Annotated in this window: 15 protein-coding genes; 12 read left to right on the top strand and 3 right to left on the bottom strand. The window is 67.0% G+C overall.

Going from position 1 to position 18,752, the window contains the following annotated elements; genetic code table 11:
* Positions 1–39 precede the first annotated feature (39 nt).
* On the bottom strand, positions 40–1,578 hold the full coding sequence (gene pdxR / locus NWF24_RS07690) for a MocR-like pyridoxine biosynthesis transcription factor PdxR (protein WP_258353672.1): 1,539 nt from the start codon (positions 1,576–1,578) through the stop codon (positions 40–42).
* 137 nt (positions 1,579–1,715) lie between these two features.
* Here pdxR and NWF24_RS07685 point away from each other — a divergent pair, with 137 nt between their 5' ends.
* The 10 genes from NWF24_RS07685 to NWF24_RS07640 all read left to right on the top strand — a co-directional run bounded on the left by NWF24_RS07685 (position 1,716) and on the right by NWF24_RS07640 (position 12,592).
* The gene (locus NWF24_RS07685; RefSeq protein WP_093058459.1) at positions 1,716–2,111 is read left to right on the top strand and encodes a nuclear transport factor 2 family protein; all 396 of its coding nucleotides are present in this window, start codon (positions 1,716–1,718) and stop codon (positions 2,109–2,111) included.
* 62 nt (positions 2,112–2,173) lie between these two features.
* Positions 2,174–3,664: an NAD(P)/FAD-dependent oxidoreductase gene (locus NWF24_RS07680; RefSeq protein ID WP_258353671.1), complete on the top strand. Its 1,491-nt coding sequence runs from the start codon at positions 2,174–2,176 to the stop codon at positions 3,662–3,664.
* A gap of 198 nt (positions 3,665–3,862) precedes the next feature.
* Complete coding sequence (locus tag NWF24_RS07675) at positions 3,863–5,467, top strand: ABC transporter substrate-binding protein (RefSeq protein WP_258353670.1); 1,605 nt, start codon at positions 3,863–3,865, stop codon at positions 5,465–5,467.
* A gap of 12 nt (positions 5,468–5,479) precedes the next feature.
* Positions 5,480–6,457: an ABC transporter permease gene (locus NWF24_RS07670; RefSeq protein ID WP_093058462.1), complete on the top strand. Its 978-nt coding sequence runs from the start codon at positions 5,480–5,482 to the stop codon at positions 6,455–6,457.
* Entirely contained in the window at positions 6,454–7,368 is a 915-nt protein-coding gene (locus NWF24_RS07665) for an ABC transporter permease (protein ID WP_258353669.1), read from the top strand. Before NWF24_RS07670 ends, NWF24_RS07665 begins: the two co-directional genes overlap by 4 nt.
* Positions 7,368–8,414, top strand: coding sequence for an ABC transporter ATP-binding protein (locus tag NWF24_RS07660; protein WP_258353668.1), 1,047 nt, complete (start codon positions 7,368–7,370; stop codon positions 8,412–8,414). Before NWF24_RS07665 ends, NWF24_RS07660 begins: the two co-directional genes overlap by 1 nt.
* Positions 8,411–9,448, top strand: coding sequence for an ABC transporter ATP-binding protein (locus NWF24_RS07655; protein ID WP_258353667.1), 1,038 nt, complete (start codon positions 8,411–8,413; stop codon positions 9,446–9,448). Before NWF24_RS07660 ends, NWF24_RS07655 begins: the two co-directional genes overlap by 4 nt.
* Entirely contained in the window at positions 9,445–11,121 is a 1,677-nt protein-coding gene (locus tag NWF24_RS07650) for an amidohydrolase (protein WP_258353666.1), read from the top strand. Before NWF24_RS07655 ends, NWF24_RS07650 begins: the two co-directional genes overlap by 4 nt.
* A gap of 7 nt (positions 11,122–11,128) precedes the next feature.
* On the top strand, positions 11,129–12,076 hold the full coding sequence (locus tag NWF24_RS07645; RefSeq protein WP_258353665.1) for a CobW family GTP-binding protein: 948 nt from the start codon (positions 11,129–11,131) through the stop codon (positions 12,074–12,076).
* A 51-nt stretch (positions 12,077–12,127) separates the two neighbouring features.
* A complete protein-coding gene (locus NWF24_RS07640; protein WP_258355257.1) occupies positions 12,128–12,592 on the top strand; it encodes a GNAT family N-acetyltransferase in 465 nt (154 codons plus the stop codon).
* A 26-nt stretch (positions 12,593–12,618) separates the two neighbouring features.
* On the opposite strand, the gene NWF24_RS07635 is transcribed toward NWF24_RS07640, so the two are convergent.
* Entirely contained in the window at positions 12,619–12,960 is a 342-nt protein-coding gene (locus NWF24_RS07635; protein WP_093058531.1) for a hypothetical protein, read from the bottom strand.
* Positions 12,961–13,205: 245 nt separating this feature from the next.
* Between NWF24_RS07635 and NWF24_RS07630 the strand changes: the two genes are divergently transcribed.
* Positions 13,206–15,107, top strand: coding sequence for a GspE/PulE family protein (locus NWF24_RS07630; protein ID WP_258353664.1), 1,902 nt, complete (start codon positions 13,206–13,208; stop codon positions 15,105–15,107).
* Between the two features lie 34 nt (positions 15,108–15,141).
* Here the strand turns inward: NWF24_RS07630 and NWF24_RS07625 are convergent, their stop codons facing one another.
* A complete protein-coding gene (locus NWF24_RS07625) occupies positions 15,142–16,767 on the bottom strand; it encodes a phospholipase D family protein (protein ID WP_258353663.1) in 1,626 nt (541 codons plus the stop codon).
* A 189-nt stretch (positions 16,768–16,956) separates the two neighbouring features.
* On the opposite strand from NWF24_RS07625, the gene NWF24_RS07620 reads away from it, so the two are divergent.
* Positions 16,957–18,693, top strand: a complete 1,737-nt coding sequence (locus NWF24_RS07620) for a YadA family autotransporter adhesin (protein WP_258353662.1) — start codon at positions 16,957–16,959, stop codon at positions 18,691–18,693.
* Positions 18,694–18,752 lie beyond the last annotated feature (59 nt).

Genomic DNA, 18,752 nt, shown 5'->3' with positions numbered 1-18,752 from the left:
CTCAGACGGGGCGTTGCCTCTCCCGAGCTCTTCAGTCGATCAGTGGGTCCGTCCGCCCGCTGGCCGCTTCTCGCCGCGCGCCAGGGCCAGTTCTTCCACCGCTATTCCCAAGGCCCGGATCCCCGCCGGAATCTGCGAGGCCGCAATGGACGACAGTCGCAGCCGGAAGAAGGGACACGGATACGGCGGCTTCGCAAAGAACACATCGCCCGCCTCGATCAACACCCCATGGTTGCGCGCCATCAGCGACAGCTCCGTGGCATCTACCCAGGTCGGCGCCTGCACCCAGATCGAAGCCCCGCCAGAAGGCAGCCGGAACTCGAAATCGGGCAGATGGTCCCGCAGCGCCTGGGCAGCCAGGGCAAGCCGTTCCTGCATCGCGTGGTTCACCCGCCGCGCATGCGACTCGTGGTGCCCCAGCGAGAGAAACAGCGCATATGCATGCTGCAGGAATGCGCTCGGGTGCCGCACCATCGCATGCCTAATTACGCGCAGCTCCTTGATGAGCGCACGCGGCGCCACGATAAAGCCCAACCGCAGGGCCGGCGACAGGCTCTTCGACACCGACCCCACGTAGATCACCCGCCCCGTCTTGTCCAGGCTCTTGAGCGCGGGCATCGGTGTGCCTTCGTACAGGTTCTCCGCCTCGTAGTCGTCCTCGATGATCACGAAGTCCTGCAGCTCGGCCTTGCGCAGCAGCCACTGGCGACGTTCGAGACTCAGCGTCGCGGTTGTGGGGCTCTGGTGCGAGGGCGTGACGAAAAGATAGTCCGCCGCGGGCAGCGCATCGACCACCAGCCCGTCTTCGTCGACATCCACATCCACCCACTTGGGCTGCCGCAGCGAGAAGCTGTTGCGCGCATGCGGATGGCCCGGCTCTTCCAGCCCCACTCGCGTCTGCTCGTCGAACAGCGCCTCGGCCAGCAGGTAATAGGCGTGCTGCGCGCCCATGGTCACCAGGATCTCTTCCTTCAGCGCGAACACGCCGCGCTTGGGCAACAACCGCGTGCGGATCTGCTCGATCAGGTCGGGCACGTCGTCGGTCTCGAAGTCGGGCGTCCAGTGCGGCAGCTGCGAGCGCGCCAGGCTGCGCGCGCAGCACTCGCGGAAGTCTTCGGTGGGAAAGAGCTGCGGGTCGTAGTTGCCGTAGACAAAAGGGTACGGATAGTCGCGCCACCGGTCAGGCTTCGACAGCGTGGGCTTGTCGACCAGCGAGCGCAGCACGCGACCCGACCAGTCGGGCGGCTGGCTCGCCTGCCCGCTGCGGCCCACCAGCGGCTCGGCATGCACAGCTGAAAGCGGACGGGCATCGTGCGCCACGAACACGCCGCTGCGCGGACGCGCTTCCAGAAAGCCTTCGTCAATGAGCTGCAGGTAGGCCGAGGTGACTGTGTTGCGGCTCAGCCCCAGCAACGCGGCAAGCTCGCGCGACGAAGGCAGCGGCGCGCCTGGCGCCAGGTGCTCTTCAAGAATGGCCTGCACCACGGCGGCGCGCAAACGGGCCTGCAGCGGCAGCGCCGGTTGATCGGGCAGCGCGAAGAGCTGCGCCCACTGGGTGGCTCGCGGATTCGGGGGCATGGTGCGCCGCAGTTTAGGGCAGCGCACACGGTTCGTGGTGCTCTGGCTCGGTCGAATCCTCCCAACTGGCCCTATCGCGTCGGCAGGCGGCTGCCTACTCTTGCCGCATCAATTTCCGGAGTTCCCGCGTGACCGCAATGCCTTCCACTTCAGTGACCACCGACACCCTTGCCGCCTTCAGCGACGCCTGGAACCGCCACGACATCGACGCCCTCATGAGCTTCATGACGGCCGACTGCATCTTCCAGACCGCCGCCGGCCCCGACGCCTGCGGCACCCGCCACGTTGGCACCGAGGCGGTGCGCAAGGCCTTCGCCGCGGCATGGCAGGCCGTGCCCGATGCGCAATGGATCAACGGCCAGCACTTCGTGCACGGCGACTTCGGCACCTCGCAGTGGACCTTCACCGGCACCGCCGCTGACGGCAGCCGCATCGAGACCGACGGCATCGACGTCTTCACCTTCAAGGGCGGAAAGATCCACCTGAAGAACGTGTTTCGCAAAGCACGCCCGAACCTGCCGGCCGCGAAGTAAGGCACGCACGCCTCGGCCCACTTCTTTCCGGCCCTCTTCTTCCCCTTCTCCTGGAGCCCTTCATGACCATGACAGGCACCGTACAGTTCGCCTCCGCCACGGCCACCGCCAGCGCGGCCATCGACGCCGCCGCGTTCGAGCAACAGCCGCCGCAGGCCCCCTTCCGCCCCTACGACCCGCAGTACGACCCGCTGCGCGCCCCCGACCCCGGCGCAGGCCGCGCCTACGCGCCCACCTGGTGGGTGGCCAGCGCCGGCGAGCCGCCGGAAGACGACGGCCCGCTGCTGCGCGACATCGATGTAGACGTGGCCATCATCGGCTCGGGCGCCACCGGCATGTCGACCGCGCTCTACCTCGCGCAAGAACACGGCATCTGCGCCACCGTGCTCGAAGCCAACCAGGCCGCATGGGGCTGCTCCAGCCGCAGCGGCGGCCAGGGCCAGAACGCGAGCGGCCGGCTCAAGCGCTCGCAGTGGATCGAACGCTGGGGCCTCGACACCGCCAAGCGGCTCGACGCCGAGATCCGCAGCGGCTTCGAGAACTTCCGCCACCTCACCACGCAGATCGACTGCGACGCCTACGACGGCGGCCATCTCTACCTCGCGCACCGCCCCGAAAAGCTCGCCGGCCTCGACGCCGAAGCACGGCTCATGCGCGAGAAGTTCGGCTACGCCACCCGCATGATGAGCGCCGAGGAAGTGCGCCACGACTACTGCGACGAGCGCGAGACTGTCGGCGCGATGTACGAGGCCGAAGGCGTGGGCATCCACCCGCTGAAGTTCACCTTCGGCCTGATGCGGCGCGCCCGCGCGCTGGGCGTGACGGTGCACACATCCAGCCCGGTGCAGGGCTGGCAGACCATCGACGGCGTGCACCATCTGCAGACGCCGGCCGGCGTGGTGCGCGCGCGCCGCGTGGCGGTGTGCACCGGCGGCTACACGGGGCAGGCGCTCAACCCGCTGCTGAAGAACCGGATCATGCCGATCCTGTCGAACTCGGTGGTCACTCGTCCGCTCACCGATGCCGAGCTGCAAGCCACCAACTTCAAGTCGCAGACCTTCCTGACCGACACGCGCACGCTGCGCTTCTATTACCGGCTGCTCAAGGGCAACCGGCTGCAGATAGGCAGCCGCAGCGCGGTGAGCGGCGCCGACGCCGAAGGCCCGGTGCACCTGAAGCTGCTCACCGACGCCATCGCGCGCAAGTTCCCGCCGCTGGCAGGCATCCGCATCGACTACTCGTGGTGGGGCTGGGTCGACATGAGCCACGACATGATGCCGCGCATCACGCAGCCCGATACCGGCAAGAAGATCTGGTACGCAGTGGGGTACGGCGGCAACGGCGTGTCGTTCTCGACCTGGGCAGGCAAGCGGCTGGCCGAGCGCGTGGCCGGCAAGGACTCGGGCAAGGACGTGTTCGAGCTGCCCATCTACCGCTCGCCGCTGCCCTTTCCCAACGTGCTGGGGGTGGTCGAGTCGCGCGCGTTCGCGCCGTTCCGGCGCATCGGCCAGCGCATGCTCTACAAGTGGTACTGGCTGCGCGACGAGAAGTAGGCGCACCGCCTGCGCGCATTCACCGAAGTGGCGCACGCCCCTGCTGCACAACGGGGCAAACCCGCCCCTTCTGGCCCTGTGAGTCGTGCCGCGTTGGCTCTTCGCCGGTGTGTACCAAGCGCCTATCTTCGACACAAGGTCTTCGCGTTGGCGTTGGCCGAATCCGATTGCCTGTGTCGAACTCTCCGAGGTCTTGTCATGCAGCTCCCGCTTTCCCTTTTCACGCGCCGCACCACACTGCTTTCCGCCGCGCTCCTGGCCGCGAGCACTCTGCTCCCGCAGCCCGCCTCCGCGGCCGATGAGCCCAAGCGCGGCGGCACGCTGGTCATCGGCAGCACGCAGACACCCCGGCACCTGAACGGCGCGGTGCAGTCGGGCATTGCCACCGCCCTGCCCTCGACACAGATCTTCGCGAGCCCGCTGCGCTTCGACGACAAGTGGAACCCGCAGCCCTACCTTGCAGAGTCGTGGAAGCTGGCCGACGACGGCAAGTCGCTCACGCTCAAGCTGCGCAAAGACGCTGTGTTCCATGACGGCAAGCCCGTCACCTCGGCCGACGTGGCCTTCTCCATCATGGCCATCAAGGCCAACCACCCGTTCACCACCATGCTCGGCCCGGTCGAGAAGGTGGAAACGCCCGATGCGTACACAGCCATCATCCGCATGAGCGTGCCGCACCCGGCCATCGTGCTTGCGATGTCGCCGGCGCTGTGCCCCATTCTTCCCAAGCACATCTACGGCGATGGGCAAGACCTGAAGAACCACCCGCGCAACACCACCGACGTGATCGGCTCGGGGCCCTTCCGCGTGACGGAGTTCAAGCCCGCGCAGCGCATCGTGCTCGAGCGCTTCGACAAGTTCTTCCTGCCCGGCAAGCCTTATCTCGACAAGATCATCGTCAACGTCACGCCCGACATGGCGAGCCTGGTGCTCGGGCTGGAGCGCGGCGACATCCAGATGCTGCCCTTCGCCACGCTGCCCACCGACCTGAAGCGCTTCGCGAACGACCCCAGGGTGTCGCTCACGCCCAAGGGCTATGACGGCATCGGCCCGCTCAACTGGCTGGCCTTCAACACCGCGAAGAAGCCGCTGTCGGACGTGCAGGTGCGCAAGGCCATCGCCACGTCCATCGACAAGAACTTCATCACCAAGGCGCTGATGGGCGGCTTTGCCACCGTGTCCGACGGCCCGCTGGTGGCCAGCAGCCCCTTTGCCGTGCCCGACCTCGTGCGCTACCCGCTCGACCTCAAAAAGGCCGGCGAAATGCTCGACGCCGCGGGCTACAAGGCAGGCGCGGGCGGCGAGCGCTTCAAGCTCACCATCGACTACCTGCCCGGCGGCGACGACCAGCAGAAGAACGTGGCCGAGTACATCCGCGGCCAGCTCAAGAAAGTGGGCATCACGGTGGAGGTGCGCGCCTCGGCCGACTTCCCGGCCTGGGCCAAGCGCCTGGCCTCGCACGACTTCGACATGTCGATGGACGCGGTGTTCAACTGGGGCGACCCGATCATCGGCGTGCACCGCACCTACCTGTCGACCAACATCAAGCCCATCGTCTGGACCAACACGCAGTCGTACGCCAACCCGAAGGTCGACGAGCTGCTCAACACAGCCGGCGGCCTGATCGATCCGACACAGCGCAAGGCCTACTACGCGACCTTCCAGAAGATCGTGACCGATGAGCTGCCCATCGAGTTCATCAACCAGGTGCCGTATCACACCATCACCAGCAAGAAGGTGGGCAACGTGCCGACCACCATCTGGGGGCCGCTGTCGCCGCTCGACGAGGTGTATCTCAAGTAAGGCGGGCACGACATGGGCACGCTTCGCTACACCGCCTCGCGACTGCTTCAGGCCCTGGGCCTGGTGCTCGCGGTGGTGGTGCTCAATTTCGTGCTGGTGCACGCGGCGCCGGGCGACCCGGTGGAAACCATTGCCGGCGCCAGCGGCGGCATGTCGCCCGAGCTGATGGCGCAACTGCGCACGCAGTACGGGCTCGACAAGTCGCTGCCGGTGCAGCTCGGCGTGTACCTGGGCAAGGTGGCGCAGGGCGACCTGGGCTACTCGTACTTCTTCAACCTGCCGGTGACGAGCATGATCGCCGAGCGCGTGCCGGCCACGCTGCTGCTGGTGCTCAGTTCAGTGCTGCTGGCTTTCTTCGTGGGCACTGCCCTGGGCGTGCTGTCGTCGCGCAGGCCGAATGGGCTGCTCTCGCAGTTCATCACCGTGCTGTCGCTGGTGGGCTTCGCCGCGCCAGTGTTCTGGCTGGGGATCATGCTGGTGATCCTGCTGGCATCGGTGTTTCCGATTCTTCCTGTCGCGGGCATGCGCTCCATCGACTCGACGGGCACCGGCGGCTTCGCGGACATGCTCGACGTGGCACAGCACCTGGTGCTGCCCACGCTCACGCTGAGCCTGGTGTACCTGGCGCAATACAGCCGGCTTGCGCGCTCGTCGATGCTCGACGTGCTGGGCTCCGACTTCATCCGCACCGCACGCGCAAAAGGTCTGGCCGACCGCGTGGTGCTCTACAAGCATGCGCTGCGCAACGCGCTGCTGCCGGTGGTCACGGTGCTGGGGCTGCAGTTCGGCAACGTGCTGGCCGGCGCCATTCTGGTGGAGACGGTGTTCAACTGGCCGGGCCTCGGCCGGCTGGCCTTCGAGTCGGTGCTGCGGCGCGACTACCCGACCATTCTTGGCGTGCTGCTGTTCTCTTCCATCGTAGTGGTGGTGATGAACCAGCTCACCGACCTGTGCTACCGCTTCATCGATCCACGGATCAAGGCCTCATGAGCAAGGTGATCACGATGCCTACCGTTGCTGCCGCATCTTCCAAGGCCCAGGCAAAGCCCGCCCTTCGCGTCGAGCACCCGGGCGTGGAAGCGATGCGCATGTTCCTGCGCAACCCTGCGGCCATCGCCGGCATGGCGATGCTGCTGATCGTGCTGCTCGTGGCCATTGCCGGGCCATGGGTCTACCCGGCCGACCCGTTCGAGATCAAGGCCGCGCCGCTTACGCCGCCCTTCAGCGAAGACGCCTGGCTCGGCAGCGACTATCTGGGCCGCGACGTGCTCACCGCGCTGATCTACGGCGGGCGCGCCACGCTGCTGGTGGGTGCGGTGGCCGCGTTGCTCTCGGTGCTGATCGGCATCACGCTCGGCGCCTTCGCGGGCTACTACGGCGGCAAGGTCGATGCGGCGCTGATGAAGCTGACCGAGTTCTTCCAGGTGCTGCCCGCGCTGCTGTTTGCGATGGTGGTGGTAACGCTGTTCTCGCCCACGCTGGTAACGGTGACGCTGGCCATCGGCATCGTGAGCTGGACCGGCACCGCGCGGCTCACGCGCGCCGAGTTCATGAAATTTCGCGGACTTGAGTTCGTGCGGGCCGAGCGTGCCATCGGCGCACGCGATGCGCGCATCATCTGGAAGGTGATCTTGCCGAATGCGCTGCCGCCGCTGGTGGTGTCGGCCACGCTGGCCATCGGCGCGGCGATTCTGTTCGAGGCGGGCCTGTCCTTCCTCGGGCTGGGCGACCCGAACCAGATGAGCTGGGGGCTGATGATCGGCTCCAGCCGGCAGTACGTGCTCTCATGCTGGTGGGCCGTGGCCTTTCCCGGCGCGGCGATCTTCGTGACCGTGCTGGCCGTGAGCCTGATCGGCGATGGCCTGAACGATGCCCTCAACCCGAAGCTGAGGGAACGCTGATGACGAACGACGACGCACTGCTGCGCGTGCAGAACCTGCACGTCGAGTTCAAGACCCGCCGCGGCCAGGCGCTGGTTCTCAACGGAGTCGACTTCGAGATCCGCGCCGGCGAAACGCTGTGCGTGGTTGGCGAATCGGGCTGCGGCAAGAGCATGACCGCGCTGGCGCTGCTGCGGCTCATTCCCTCGCCGCCGGGCCGCATCCGCGACGGTCGGGTGTTGTTCCAGGGCGAAGACCTGGTGCAGGCCACCGACGCACGCATGCGTGAGGTGCGCGGCAACCGCATCTCGATGATCTTCCAGGAGCCGATGACATCGCTGAACCCGGTGTTCACCGTGGGCGACCAGATCGGCGAATCGCTTCAGCTGCATGCGGGCATGAACGCACGTGCAGCGAGGCAGCGCGCCATCGAGATGCTGCAGCAGGTGGGCATTCCGGCACCCGAGCGGCGCGTGGACGAGTACCCGCACCAGCTCTCCGGCGGCATGCGCCAGCGCGTGATGATCGCGATGGCGCTGGCCTGCCGCCCCGACATCCTCATCGCCGACGAACCCACCACCGCGCTCGACGTGACGGTGCAGGCGCAGATCTTCGACCTGCTGCGCGAACTGCAACGCGAGAAAGGCACGGCCATCATGCTCATCACGCACGACATGGGCGCAGTCGCCGAGATGGCCGACCGCGTGATGGTGATGTACGCGGGCCGCGTCATCGAGCAGGGCACGACCGAGCAGGTGCTGTCGGAGCCCGGCCATCCCTACACGCGCGGGTTGATCGATTGCCTGCCCGAACTAGGCAGCAGCGCAGCGTACGACGACGATGCCAGAGAAGACCTGGCCGAGATCGCAGGCGTGGTGCCATCGATATGGGAGCTGGGCACGGGCTGCGCGTTTCGCGAACGCTGCCCGCGCGCAATGGAGCGCTGCGCCGTCGAGGTGCCGCCGATGTTCGCGCTGCACGGCAATGTGGCCGCCGGCGTGCCGCACGGCGCGGCCTGCTGGCTGCATGCCGAAGCGCTCGACCAACGCGAAAGAGAGGCCGCATGACATTCATCGGCAAGACCGACACGCTGCTTTCGGTCGACGACCTGAAGGTGCACTTTCCGCGCGGCAAGGCCGGCTGGGGCCGCACGCCCGAAGTAGTGAAGGCGGTGGACGGCGTCTCTTTCGAGGTCCGACGTGGCAGCACGCTCGCGGTGGTCGGCGAATCAGGCTCGGGCAAGACCACGACCGCGCTTGCGGTGATGCGGCTGTCGCCCGTTACCTCGGGCCGCATGCAGCTGGGCGACACCGACCTGGGCGCGCTGCAGGGCGAAGCATTGCGGCAGGCGCGCACGCGCATGCAGATCATTTTTCAGGACCCGTTCTCCTCGCTCAATCCACGTGAGCGGGCTGGCGCTGCGGTGCGTGCGCCGCTCGACCTGATGCGGGTGGGCACGCCGGAAGAACGCACGCGCCGCGTGGCCGAGCTGTTCGAGGCGGTGGGCTTGCGGCCCGAGCAGCAGCACCTGTTTCCGCACCAGTTCTCGGGCGGGCAGCGCCAGCGCATCAACATTGCGCGGGCGCTGGCCACCAACCCGGAGCTGGTGGTGTGCGACGAACCGGTGTCGGCGCTCGACATCGCCATTCGCGCACAGATACTGAACCTGCTCGCCCGGCTGCAGCGCGAGCTGGGCCTGACCTACCTCTTCATCTCGCACGACATGGCGGTGGTGGAGCACATCTGCGACGACATCGCCGTGATGTACCTCGGCCAGATCGTCGAGCGCGCGCCGCGGCGCAGTTTCTTCGCGCGGCCGCTGCACCCGTACAGCGTGGCGCTGATGTCGGCCGTGCCCACGGTAAGCGGCGGGCGGCGGCGCGCGGCAAACCGCATCAAACTCAGCGGCGATCCGCCGAGCCCCATCAACCCGCCGCAAGGCTGCCGCTTTGCAGGCCGCTGCCCGGTGGCGGAGCCGGCCTGCGCGGCCGAACTGCCGCCGCTGCGCGAAGTCGCGCCCGATCATTGGGTACGCTGCAGGCGCGTCGATGTCATCGACGGCTTGCCGCGCCCTCCTCTTTCGATTCCCACATCGCCATGAGCACCAGCAACACCACCGTCTACCCCGCCCGCAAGATCATCACCATGAACCCCATGCAGCCGCATGCCACTCACGTGGCGGTGCGCGACGGCCGCGTGCTTGCCGTCGGTGCGCTGGCGGACATTCAGGGCTGGGGCCCCTTCACGCTCGACGAGCGCTTTGCCGGCAAGGTGCTGATGCCCGGCCTCGTCGAAGGCCACTGCCACCTGAAGGAAGGCAGCATGTGGGACTGGACGTACCTCGGCTGGTTCGACCGCCGCGACCCCGAAGGCAAGGTGTGGAGCGGCTTGCGCTCAATGGACGAGGTGGTCGCTCGCCTGACCGAAGTGGCCGCGAAGATGACGGCCGACGGCGTACCCGACACCCGGCCGCTCATCGCCTGGGGGTTCGATCCCATCTACTTCGGCGGCGAGCGCATGACGGTGCAACACGTCGACCGCGCGAGCAGCACACGACCCATCGTCATCGGCCACGCCAACGGCCACCTGATGAACGTCAACAGCGCGATGCTGAACATCGCCGAGATCACGCGCGACAACGAGGTCGAAGGCGTGGTCAAGTTCGCGAATGGCGCCAACGAAGGCGAGCCCACCGGAGAGCTGCAGGAGCCGGCCGCCATGTTCCTGGTGCTGCGCAAGATCGGCAACGCCGGCCTGCTCGCGCCGATGACCGAAGCCGGCGTGCGCTCTTTCGCGCGGCTGGCCTGCCTGCAGGGCGTGACCACCGCGACCGACCTCGTCAACAAGCTCACGCCTGAAGACTGCGGCGTGCTGGAGGTGGTGACGCAGGACGACGGCTTCGGTGTGCGCATATTGCCCGCGTTCCAGGCCTTCCACGGTACGCACGGCGCTGCACAGGGCGCGGAGCATGTGAAGGGCCTGATGCCGCGCAACACCGACCGACTTCGCTACGGCCTCGTGAAGATGATGCTCGACGGCTCCATCCAGGGCTTCTCGGCGCGGTTGCGCTGGCCAGGGCATTTCAACGGCGCGCCCAACGGCATCTGGGTGACCGCGCCCGCGCAGTACGAAGCCGACTTCGAGACCTATCACCGCGCCGGGCTCACCATCCACACGCACACCAACGGCGACGAGGCCAGCGAGGTTGCCATCGACGCCATCGGCCGCGTTCTCGCGCGCGCGCCGCGCCCCGACCACCGCCACACGCTACAGCACGGCCAGATGATCGACGCGCCGCTGTTCCGCCGCATGGCATCGCTGGGCCTGTGCGCCAACCTGTTCGCCAACCACATCTGGTACTGGGGCGACCAGCACTACGAAATGACCATGGGCCCCGACCGCGCCAACCGGCTCGACGCCTGCGGCAGCGCGCTGGCGGCGGGCGTGCCGCTGGCCATCCACTCCGATGCACCCGTCACGCCGCTCGGGCCGCTCTTCACCGCATGGTGCGCCGTGAACCGCATCACGCCCAAGGGCCGGCTGCTGGGCGAGGCCGAGCGCATCAGCGTGCCGCAGGCATTGCGCGCCATCACGCTAGGCGCAGCATGGACGCTGAAGCTCGACGGCGAGATCGGCAGTATCGAATGCGGCAAGCGCGCCGACTTCTGCGTGCTGGAAGACGACCCACTGGAGATGGACCCGATGGCTCTGAAGGATGCACGCGTGTGGGGCACGGTGCTGTCGGGCCGCGTGTTCGAGGCGCAAAGAGCTTGAAGGCCACATGACGCCGAAGAAGAAGCGCTTGCCGCTCACGGTCATCGGCGGCTTCCTGGGCGCGGGCAAGACCACGCTGCTCAACCGCTGGCTGCGCGAGGCGAACGGCCTGCGCATGGCGGTGCTGGTGAACGATTTCGGCGCACTCAACATCGACGCCGAGCTGATTGCCGCCACGCACGGCGACACCACCGCGCTGACCAACGGCTGCGTGTGCTGCCAGATCGGCGACGACCTGGGGCGCGCGTTGGTAGACGTGATCGAGGCCAAGACTCCGTTCGACGCAGTGGTGATCGAGGCCAGCGGCGTGTCAGACCCGTGGCGCATCGCGCAGATCGGCATGGCCGCGCCGGAGCTGAGTCTCGAAGGCGTGATCGTGTTGGTGGATGCGAGCGCGGTGGCGCAGCAGTCGGCAGACCCGCTGCTGGCGGACACGCTGGTGCGGCAGCTGAAATCGGCCGACCTGGTGGTGGTGAACAAGGCCGACATTGCATCCGCCGAGGCGCTCGCTGCGGCCAGAGCGTGGGTCGGGGCGACAGCACCGGGAACGCCGTGCATCGAGACGACTGAATCGGCGGTGCCGCTGGCGCTGCTGTCGGGGTTGCCACATGGGAATGTGGCTCCGCATGTCTGCGGTCATGACTGTCATGATCACCACGGCCATGACAACCCCGATCACGGATCGTTGTTTCAGACGTGGAGCGCGCGGCCTGAAGCGGTGATTCCCACAGCCACGCTGCGCGCCTGGCTGCGCGAGGTGCCGCCCGGTGTGCTGAGGCTCAAGGGCTTGCTGCGCACTGGCGACGGTGAATGGTCGGAGGTGCAGTTCGCCGGCCGTCACGGCAGCTTGCGCAAGGCCGCGCCGCCCGCCGATGACACGCGCCCCGGCGTTGTCGCCATCGGCCTGCATGGACAGTTGCCTGAAGAAGCCCTGAAGGAGTTCTTCGCGCCCTGAGCCGGGTCATGTTGCAATCGCATGTCTTTCAACGTGCAGACCACCGACGCCATGACCTCCCCCTCCCTCCTGATTCGCCCGCCGACGCCGCAAGACTACGCGGCATGGAAGCCGCTCTGGGACGGCTACAACGCCTTCTATGGACGCGAGGGCACTACCGCCCTGGCCGACGAGATCACACAGGCCACCTGGCAGCGCTTCTTCGATGCCTACGAGCCGGTGCACGCGCTGGTCGCCGAACGCGACGGCCAGTTGGTCGGGTTGACGCACTACCTCTTTCACCGCAGCACCACGCGCCTGGAGCCGACCTGCTATCTACAGGACCTGTTCACGCTGCCGTCGGAGCGCGGGCGCGGCGTCGGCCGCCAGCTCATCCAGGGTGTGTACGAGCGCGCGAAGGATGCGGGCGTGCATCGCGTGTACTGGCAGACGCACGTGACCAACACCGCCGGCCGCACGCTCTACGACAAGGTCGCAACGCACGACGGGTTCATCGTCTACGGCACGCTGGTCTGAGCCCGTGGGGACCTTCGGTACCCGACTCAGTACTTGATGGTGACGCCGGCCTTCACGCCGTTGTTGTTCTTGCCGTCCGACGACAACCCGCCCGAGAGCGACAGATTGCCGCCCGTGCTTCCGCCCAGCGAGTAAGTGGGCCGTGGCATGGAGGTGTCGGTGCCGATGTAGGTGCCGCTGCCATCGGGCCGCAGCACGCCGACCGTGCCGCCCTTGACGGTGGCCGATGTTTCGGTCGGGTTGACGTTGGGCGCGACGTACACGGAGCCCTTCTCGTCGCTGTCGACGGGCACCTTGACGGGCTCGGCCTGTGTGGAAGCGCCGAGCGCGCTCAGCCCCAGGGTTGTTGCAAGGATCAATTGACGCATCGTGGCCATGCTTGGTCAGCTGGCGGGCAATCCGCGTAGGACTAAAGGAGATTCGGGGTGCGAACCACGGCCGAGAAGGTGTCGCCCCCGGCGAGGGGCGGGCGAAGCGACACGAAGTGCGCGAAGCCTTGGGGGGCATTTCATTACAGCATTGAGAACTTGTGTACTCAAGGGTCAAGCTGGTGGCAAGTGCATCGATCACGCTCTACGATTACCTGTCCGCAATCCAGACAGGAGATCGCCCCATGCCCCCCATCGAAGTCGTCATGCCCGAGCAGTTGCATAGCGCGCTCGAAGCCCAGAGCCGCACGCCGATCGCACGCATCGGCGAGGCGCTGACTTCGCTGGGCATGATCACCGACGAGCAGCTTCGCGCGGGGCTCGCGCAGCAACAGCTCGAGCCCACGGTGCCGCTGGGCGAGACGCTGGTGCGCATGGGCGTAGTGAGCCGCGGCCAGCTGCAGACCGCGCTGGTGCGCAAGATGGGCTATCCCCTCGTCAACCTGCATCTGTTTCCCGCGGCAGCCGAGGCGTTGCGCAAGCTCCCGTATGCGGTGTCGCGCCGCCTGCAGGTGATGCCGCTGATGCTGCACGAAGGGCGCCTCGTCGTGGCGATCGACGACCCGACCAGCCGGCATTCGGCACTCGACGAAGTGGAGTTCATCGCCCAGATGAAGGTCACGCCGGTCGTCGGGCAATGCCTCGACCTCGACGGCGTGCTGCGAGCGGTGTACGAAAAGATCGGCGAGCACACAACCTCCTCTCCTGGCGTCTTCTCGTCCAGCCTCGATCCCAGCCAGCCGCTCGATTTCGACATGGCCGGCACCAGCGAACTGCTGCAGACGCTCGAGAAGGAAGGCCCCGCCGCGCCCACTTCCGACGCGCCCATCGAGCAGTCTGACAACTCGCTGGTGCGCATGATCAACAGCATGATTCTCGAGGCGCATCGCGAGGGCGCATCGGACATTCACATCGAGAGCTATCCCGGCCAGGAAAAGACCCGCATCCGCTTTCGCCGCGACGGCCTGCTCTACACCTACCTGGAGCTGCCGCCGAGCTACCGCAACGCCATCGTCGCGCGCGTGAAGATCATGTGCGACCTGGACATCAGCGAAAAGCGCAACCCGCAGGACGGCAAGATCAACTTCGCGAAGTACTCGCCGCAGCACCGCATCGAACTGCGCGTGGCGACCATTCCCACCAACAACGGGCTCGAAGACGTGGTGATGCGCATCCTGGCATCGGCCAAGCCCATTCCCATGCGCGAGCTGGGTCTCTCGCCGAACAACCTTGCGCAGCTGACCAAGGCCGTCGAGCGCCCCTACGGCATGGTGCTGTGCGTGGGCCCCACGGGCTCGGGCAAGACGACGACGCTGCACTCGGCGCTGATGCACATCAACACGCCGGAGCGAAAGATCTGGACGGCGGAAGACCCGGTCGAAATCACGCAGGCCGGGTTGCGCCAGGTGCAGATCAATCCGCGCATCGACTGGACCTTTGCCAAGGCGCTGCGCGCCTTCGTGCGCGCCGACCCGGATGTGATCATGGTCGGCGAAATCCGCGACGAGGAAACCGCGAAGACCGCCATCGAGGCCTCGCTGACCGGCCACCTCGTGCTGTCGACCCTGCACACCAACAGCGCGCCCGAGACTGTGACGCGCCTGCTCGACATGGGCATGGACCCGTTCAACTTCGCGGACTCGCTGCTGGCCGTGCTCGCGCAACGGCTGGTGCGCCGCCTGTGCAAGCAATGCACCAGCAGCAAGCCCGCAAGCCCCGAGACCGTCGACGAACTGCTGGACGACTACATGCACGCCTTCGGCGCGCAGCAGCACGATGCGGCCCAGCGCCAGGCGGTGCGCAACGACTGGGTGCAGCGATACGGCCGCGACGGGCACCTGCATACCTACACCAGCACCGGCTGCAAGCATTGCGGCGACACCGGCTTCAAGGGGCGCGTAGGCATCCACGAACTGATGACCATGTCGAAGACGCTGCGTCGACTGGTGCAGACCGGCGCACGCGCGGAAGAGCTTCAGCAGGCTGCCCTGCAGGAAGGCATGCGCACGCTGCGACAGGACGGCATCGAGAAGGTGCTGGCCGGGCACACCACCATCGAGGAAGTGCGCGCCACCAGCAACGTGTAAGAGCGGTAAGGGCGAGCCCGCGAACGCAGAGCCGCTACAGCTGGCTCTGCGGAATGAACGGCGCGATCAATCGCAGCTTGAAGCGCTGCCACGCCGAGGTTTCGGGCGGCACGTCGTAGGCCGTCTCCTTGCCGTCCTCGTCTTCTTCGACCCACTCGACGTTCCGGCCGGTGGCGTCGAGCCGCAAGCGATAGGAGCTGCCCGCATCCGCGAAGCTCAACAGCTGCCGCGCCATCTCCGGGCTGTCGATGATCACGCCCAGTTCGGTGTTGAGCCGGGCCGAGCGGGGGTCGAGGTTCATCGAACCGAGGAACACCTGCTTCTGGTCGACGATGCCGTTCTTCATGTGCAACGCGCCCGTGCGGTGGCCGAAGATGCCGTACTTGCCGCGCTTCACGCTCAGCGTGGGGCTCAGCTCGTAGATGGTCACACCGGACCTGAGCAGTTCGTGGATGTGCGGCCAGTAGCCCACGTACACCCATGGTTCGTCAGTGGACGCAAGCGAGTTGGTGACCAGCGACACGCTGATGCCCTCGGCCTGCGCCCGCGCCAGGTTGGCCACGGCCGCATCGGACGGAACGAAATACGGCGACACCATCTTGATGCTGGAGCGCGAAGTCTCGAACCAGCGGATGACGCCTTCGGTCACCGTGCCCTTGATGGAGTTCTCGCGCTCATTCAGGCCCTCGGTCTTGGTGAGCGGATCGAACAGCACGCGCGCATTGGCCCACAGCAGCGGGCTCAACTGGTGCTCGGCCAGCTCGAAAGGCAGGTTCAGCATCGGCACCATGTCGAGCGGCACGACGGAAGGCTCGTTTGCGCTGGCGTTGAGGATCTTGCCGTCCAGCGGGATTCGGAATGCCTCGGGCGGCTTTGCCGTGGCTGTGAGCGCTTCGAAGTTCTGCTGCAGTTGCGCGGGTGTCAGCGTGCTGCGTGCAATCTGGCCCACAGGGTAGACGACTTCGCTGTTCCAGTAGTGGTCGAACTCGTTCGACAATTCGCGCACCACCGGGCCGGCCGCGAAGACGTCCATGTCGACGAAGTTGCTGCCGGCGGCATTCATCACGTATTCGTCTGCCATGTTGCGACCGCCCGCCACGGCCGCGGCGTTGTCGGCCACGAACAGCTTGTTGTGCATGCGCCGGTTGATGCGGTCGAAGTCCAGCCCCGAGCTGATGAAGCGTGTCACGTCGCTGCCGCGCCCGCCTGGGAACGGATTGAACAGGCGCACCTGCACGTTCGGATAGCTGGCGAGCGCCAGCAGCAGATCGTCTTCGCCAGTGGTGTAGAGGTCATCGACCAGCAGCCGCACGCGAACACCGCGCAGCGCGGCGTCGCGTAGCTCGCGCATGAGGGCGCGGCCGGTGTTGTCTGCGGCCAGCAGGTAGTACTGCACGTCGAGGCTGCGCGTGGCGAGCTTCGCCATTTCCATGCGGGTGACGAAAGATGTTGGACCGTAGGGCAAAAGCTGAAAGCCCGAGCGGGTGTCCGTGGGCAGAACCTTCTGCGTGATCACGCTCAACGGCGTGGCCGAGAAATCGGAGATGGCGCTGACGGGCTGTTCCGGCACACGGGGCGGCAGGCTGGAGCAGGCGCTCATCAGCATCGAGAAGGCAAGCGCCAGTGCGGCAAGCGACGCACGCCAGCATGCAGTCATCATTTCTTCTACTCCCGGCTCGGTTGGCACATCACATCCCGTGCGAATGATCCGGCTGGGAGTATGACGCGCTCAACCTGACGCCGAGCCTTGCCGGAGCCGGATCTACCAGTTCTCGGGTATGGCTCTTCTGCAAACAAAAAGACACACTCGCCCGCGTTTTGTCTTATTCGTTTTTGCAAGGGAAGAACCATGCTCACTCGACTCCAGCTCTCGCGCCGGTACTTGCCGGCCGTGGCCCTGCTCACCATGGGAAGCGCTCACGCAGCGGGCTACGTGGCCGGTGACGCCGGCAACCCCGGCCCCAACCAGCCGGGCTGGACGAGCAGCAGCGGCGGTGGCGCAGCCACGGTCTCCGGAGATGGCGCCACCGCGATCGGAGCGGGCGGCGACGGCAGCAACGGAACCGCCGGCGGAACCGGCGGCAGAGGTGGAGCGGGCGCCAGCGCAAACGCGAACGGCGCGACGGCCATCGGCGGCGGCGGCACCGCCGGGCAGGGGCTCGCGGGCGGCACGGGCGGCAACGGCGGCAGCGGTGCACAAGCTTCTGCCAGCGGCGCCATCGCCGTCGGGTCGGGAGGCCAGGGCACGGACGGCTGCTGCGGCTTCAGCGGCCAGGCGGGCGGCAGCGGCGCGCAGGCATCGGGCGTCTCGGCGGTCGCCATCGGCAGTGCCTCGGGCGCCGGCCAGGGCGCCGTGGCATCGGGCAACGGCAGCACCGCCATTGGCGGCGCCTACAACGGGTCATCCGGTGCGTCGGCGCTGGCCACCGGCAGCGTGGCCGTCGGCACGGGCAGCCAGGTTGCCAGTGGCGCGACCAATAGCGCAGCCATCGGCGCCAACTCGGTCGCCACCGCGGCAAACACCGTTTCATTCGGCTCGGCGGGCCAGACGCGCACCCTCGTCAACATCAACGCCGGCGCGGTGAACGCCACTAGCACCGATGCCGTCAACGGCAGCCAGCTCTACACCGTGCAGCAGACCGCCTCGACCGCGCAGTCCCTCGCGCAGAACTCGGCGCAGTACGGCGCGGGCGGCACATCGCTGCAACTCAACGCCAACGGCGGCGCCGGCACCACCATCAACAACGTGAGCGCGGGTCAGGCGACCACCGATGCAGCCAACGTCGGCCAGGTGCAGCAGGCACAACAGACCGCCATCACCACGGCCAACAACTTCACCGTGCAGCAGGTGACGGCGCTGCAGACGCTGATGAACCAGGCCCTGGCCAGCGGCGTCTGCGCTGTGGGCGCTGGCGGTGCCGTGGCCTGCGGCCCCGGCGCCAGTTCCAGCGGCGCGGGCAGCACATCGATGGGCACCAACGCACAGGCCAATGGCGAGAACACCGTGGCCATCGGCAACGGGGCGCAAGCCAGCAATGCGGGCTCGGTCGCCATCGGTGCCGGCGCCAAGGCGCTGGCCGACCCCACCACCGCAGTTGGCAACAACGCCATCGCCACCGGCAACAACGCCGTGGCGCTGGGCGCCAACACATTGGCCTCTGGCAACAACGCGGTCGCACTGGGCCAGGGCTCCGTGGCAGAGCGCGACAACACCGTGTCGGTGGGCAACGCCGCCACCGGTCAGTTGCGCGGCATCACGAATGTCGCGCCGGGGGTGCTGGGCACTGACGCAGTCAACGTCAATCAGCTGCAGCAGGCGGTGAGCAACGCGACCAGCCAGGCCAATGCATTTGCTGCGCAGGGCGTGGCCGCTGCGCTGGCCATGCCGTCGATGCCAACGCTGCCGGTTGGCAAGAAATGGATGGGCGCGGCTGTTGGCAACTATGCAGGTGCGTCGGCTGTGGGCTTTGCGTTTGGCTATCAGGTCAATGACAACCTGAATCTGGGGGTGGGGGTTTCGACGGCTACGAGCAGTGGGAGCAATAACAGGGTTGCTGCTCGGGTGCAGGCGGGGTATGCGTGGTGAGAGGTGGGGAAAGAAGGACCCACAACAATCCGGCTGCGTGAGCCATATCCCTTTCGAAT

It is taken from the genome of Variovorax paradoxus (assembly GCF_024734665.1).
In the GTDB taxonomy this organism is placed as follows: domain Bacteria; phylum Pseudomonadota; class Gammaproteobacteria; order Burkholderiales; family Burkholderiaceae_C; genus Variovorax.
The sequence above is the reverse complement of the archived record's forward strand: the minus strand, read 5'-3'. Positions and strand labels throughout refer to the sequence as shown.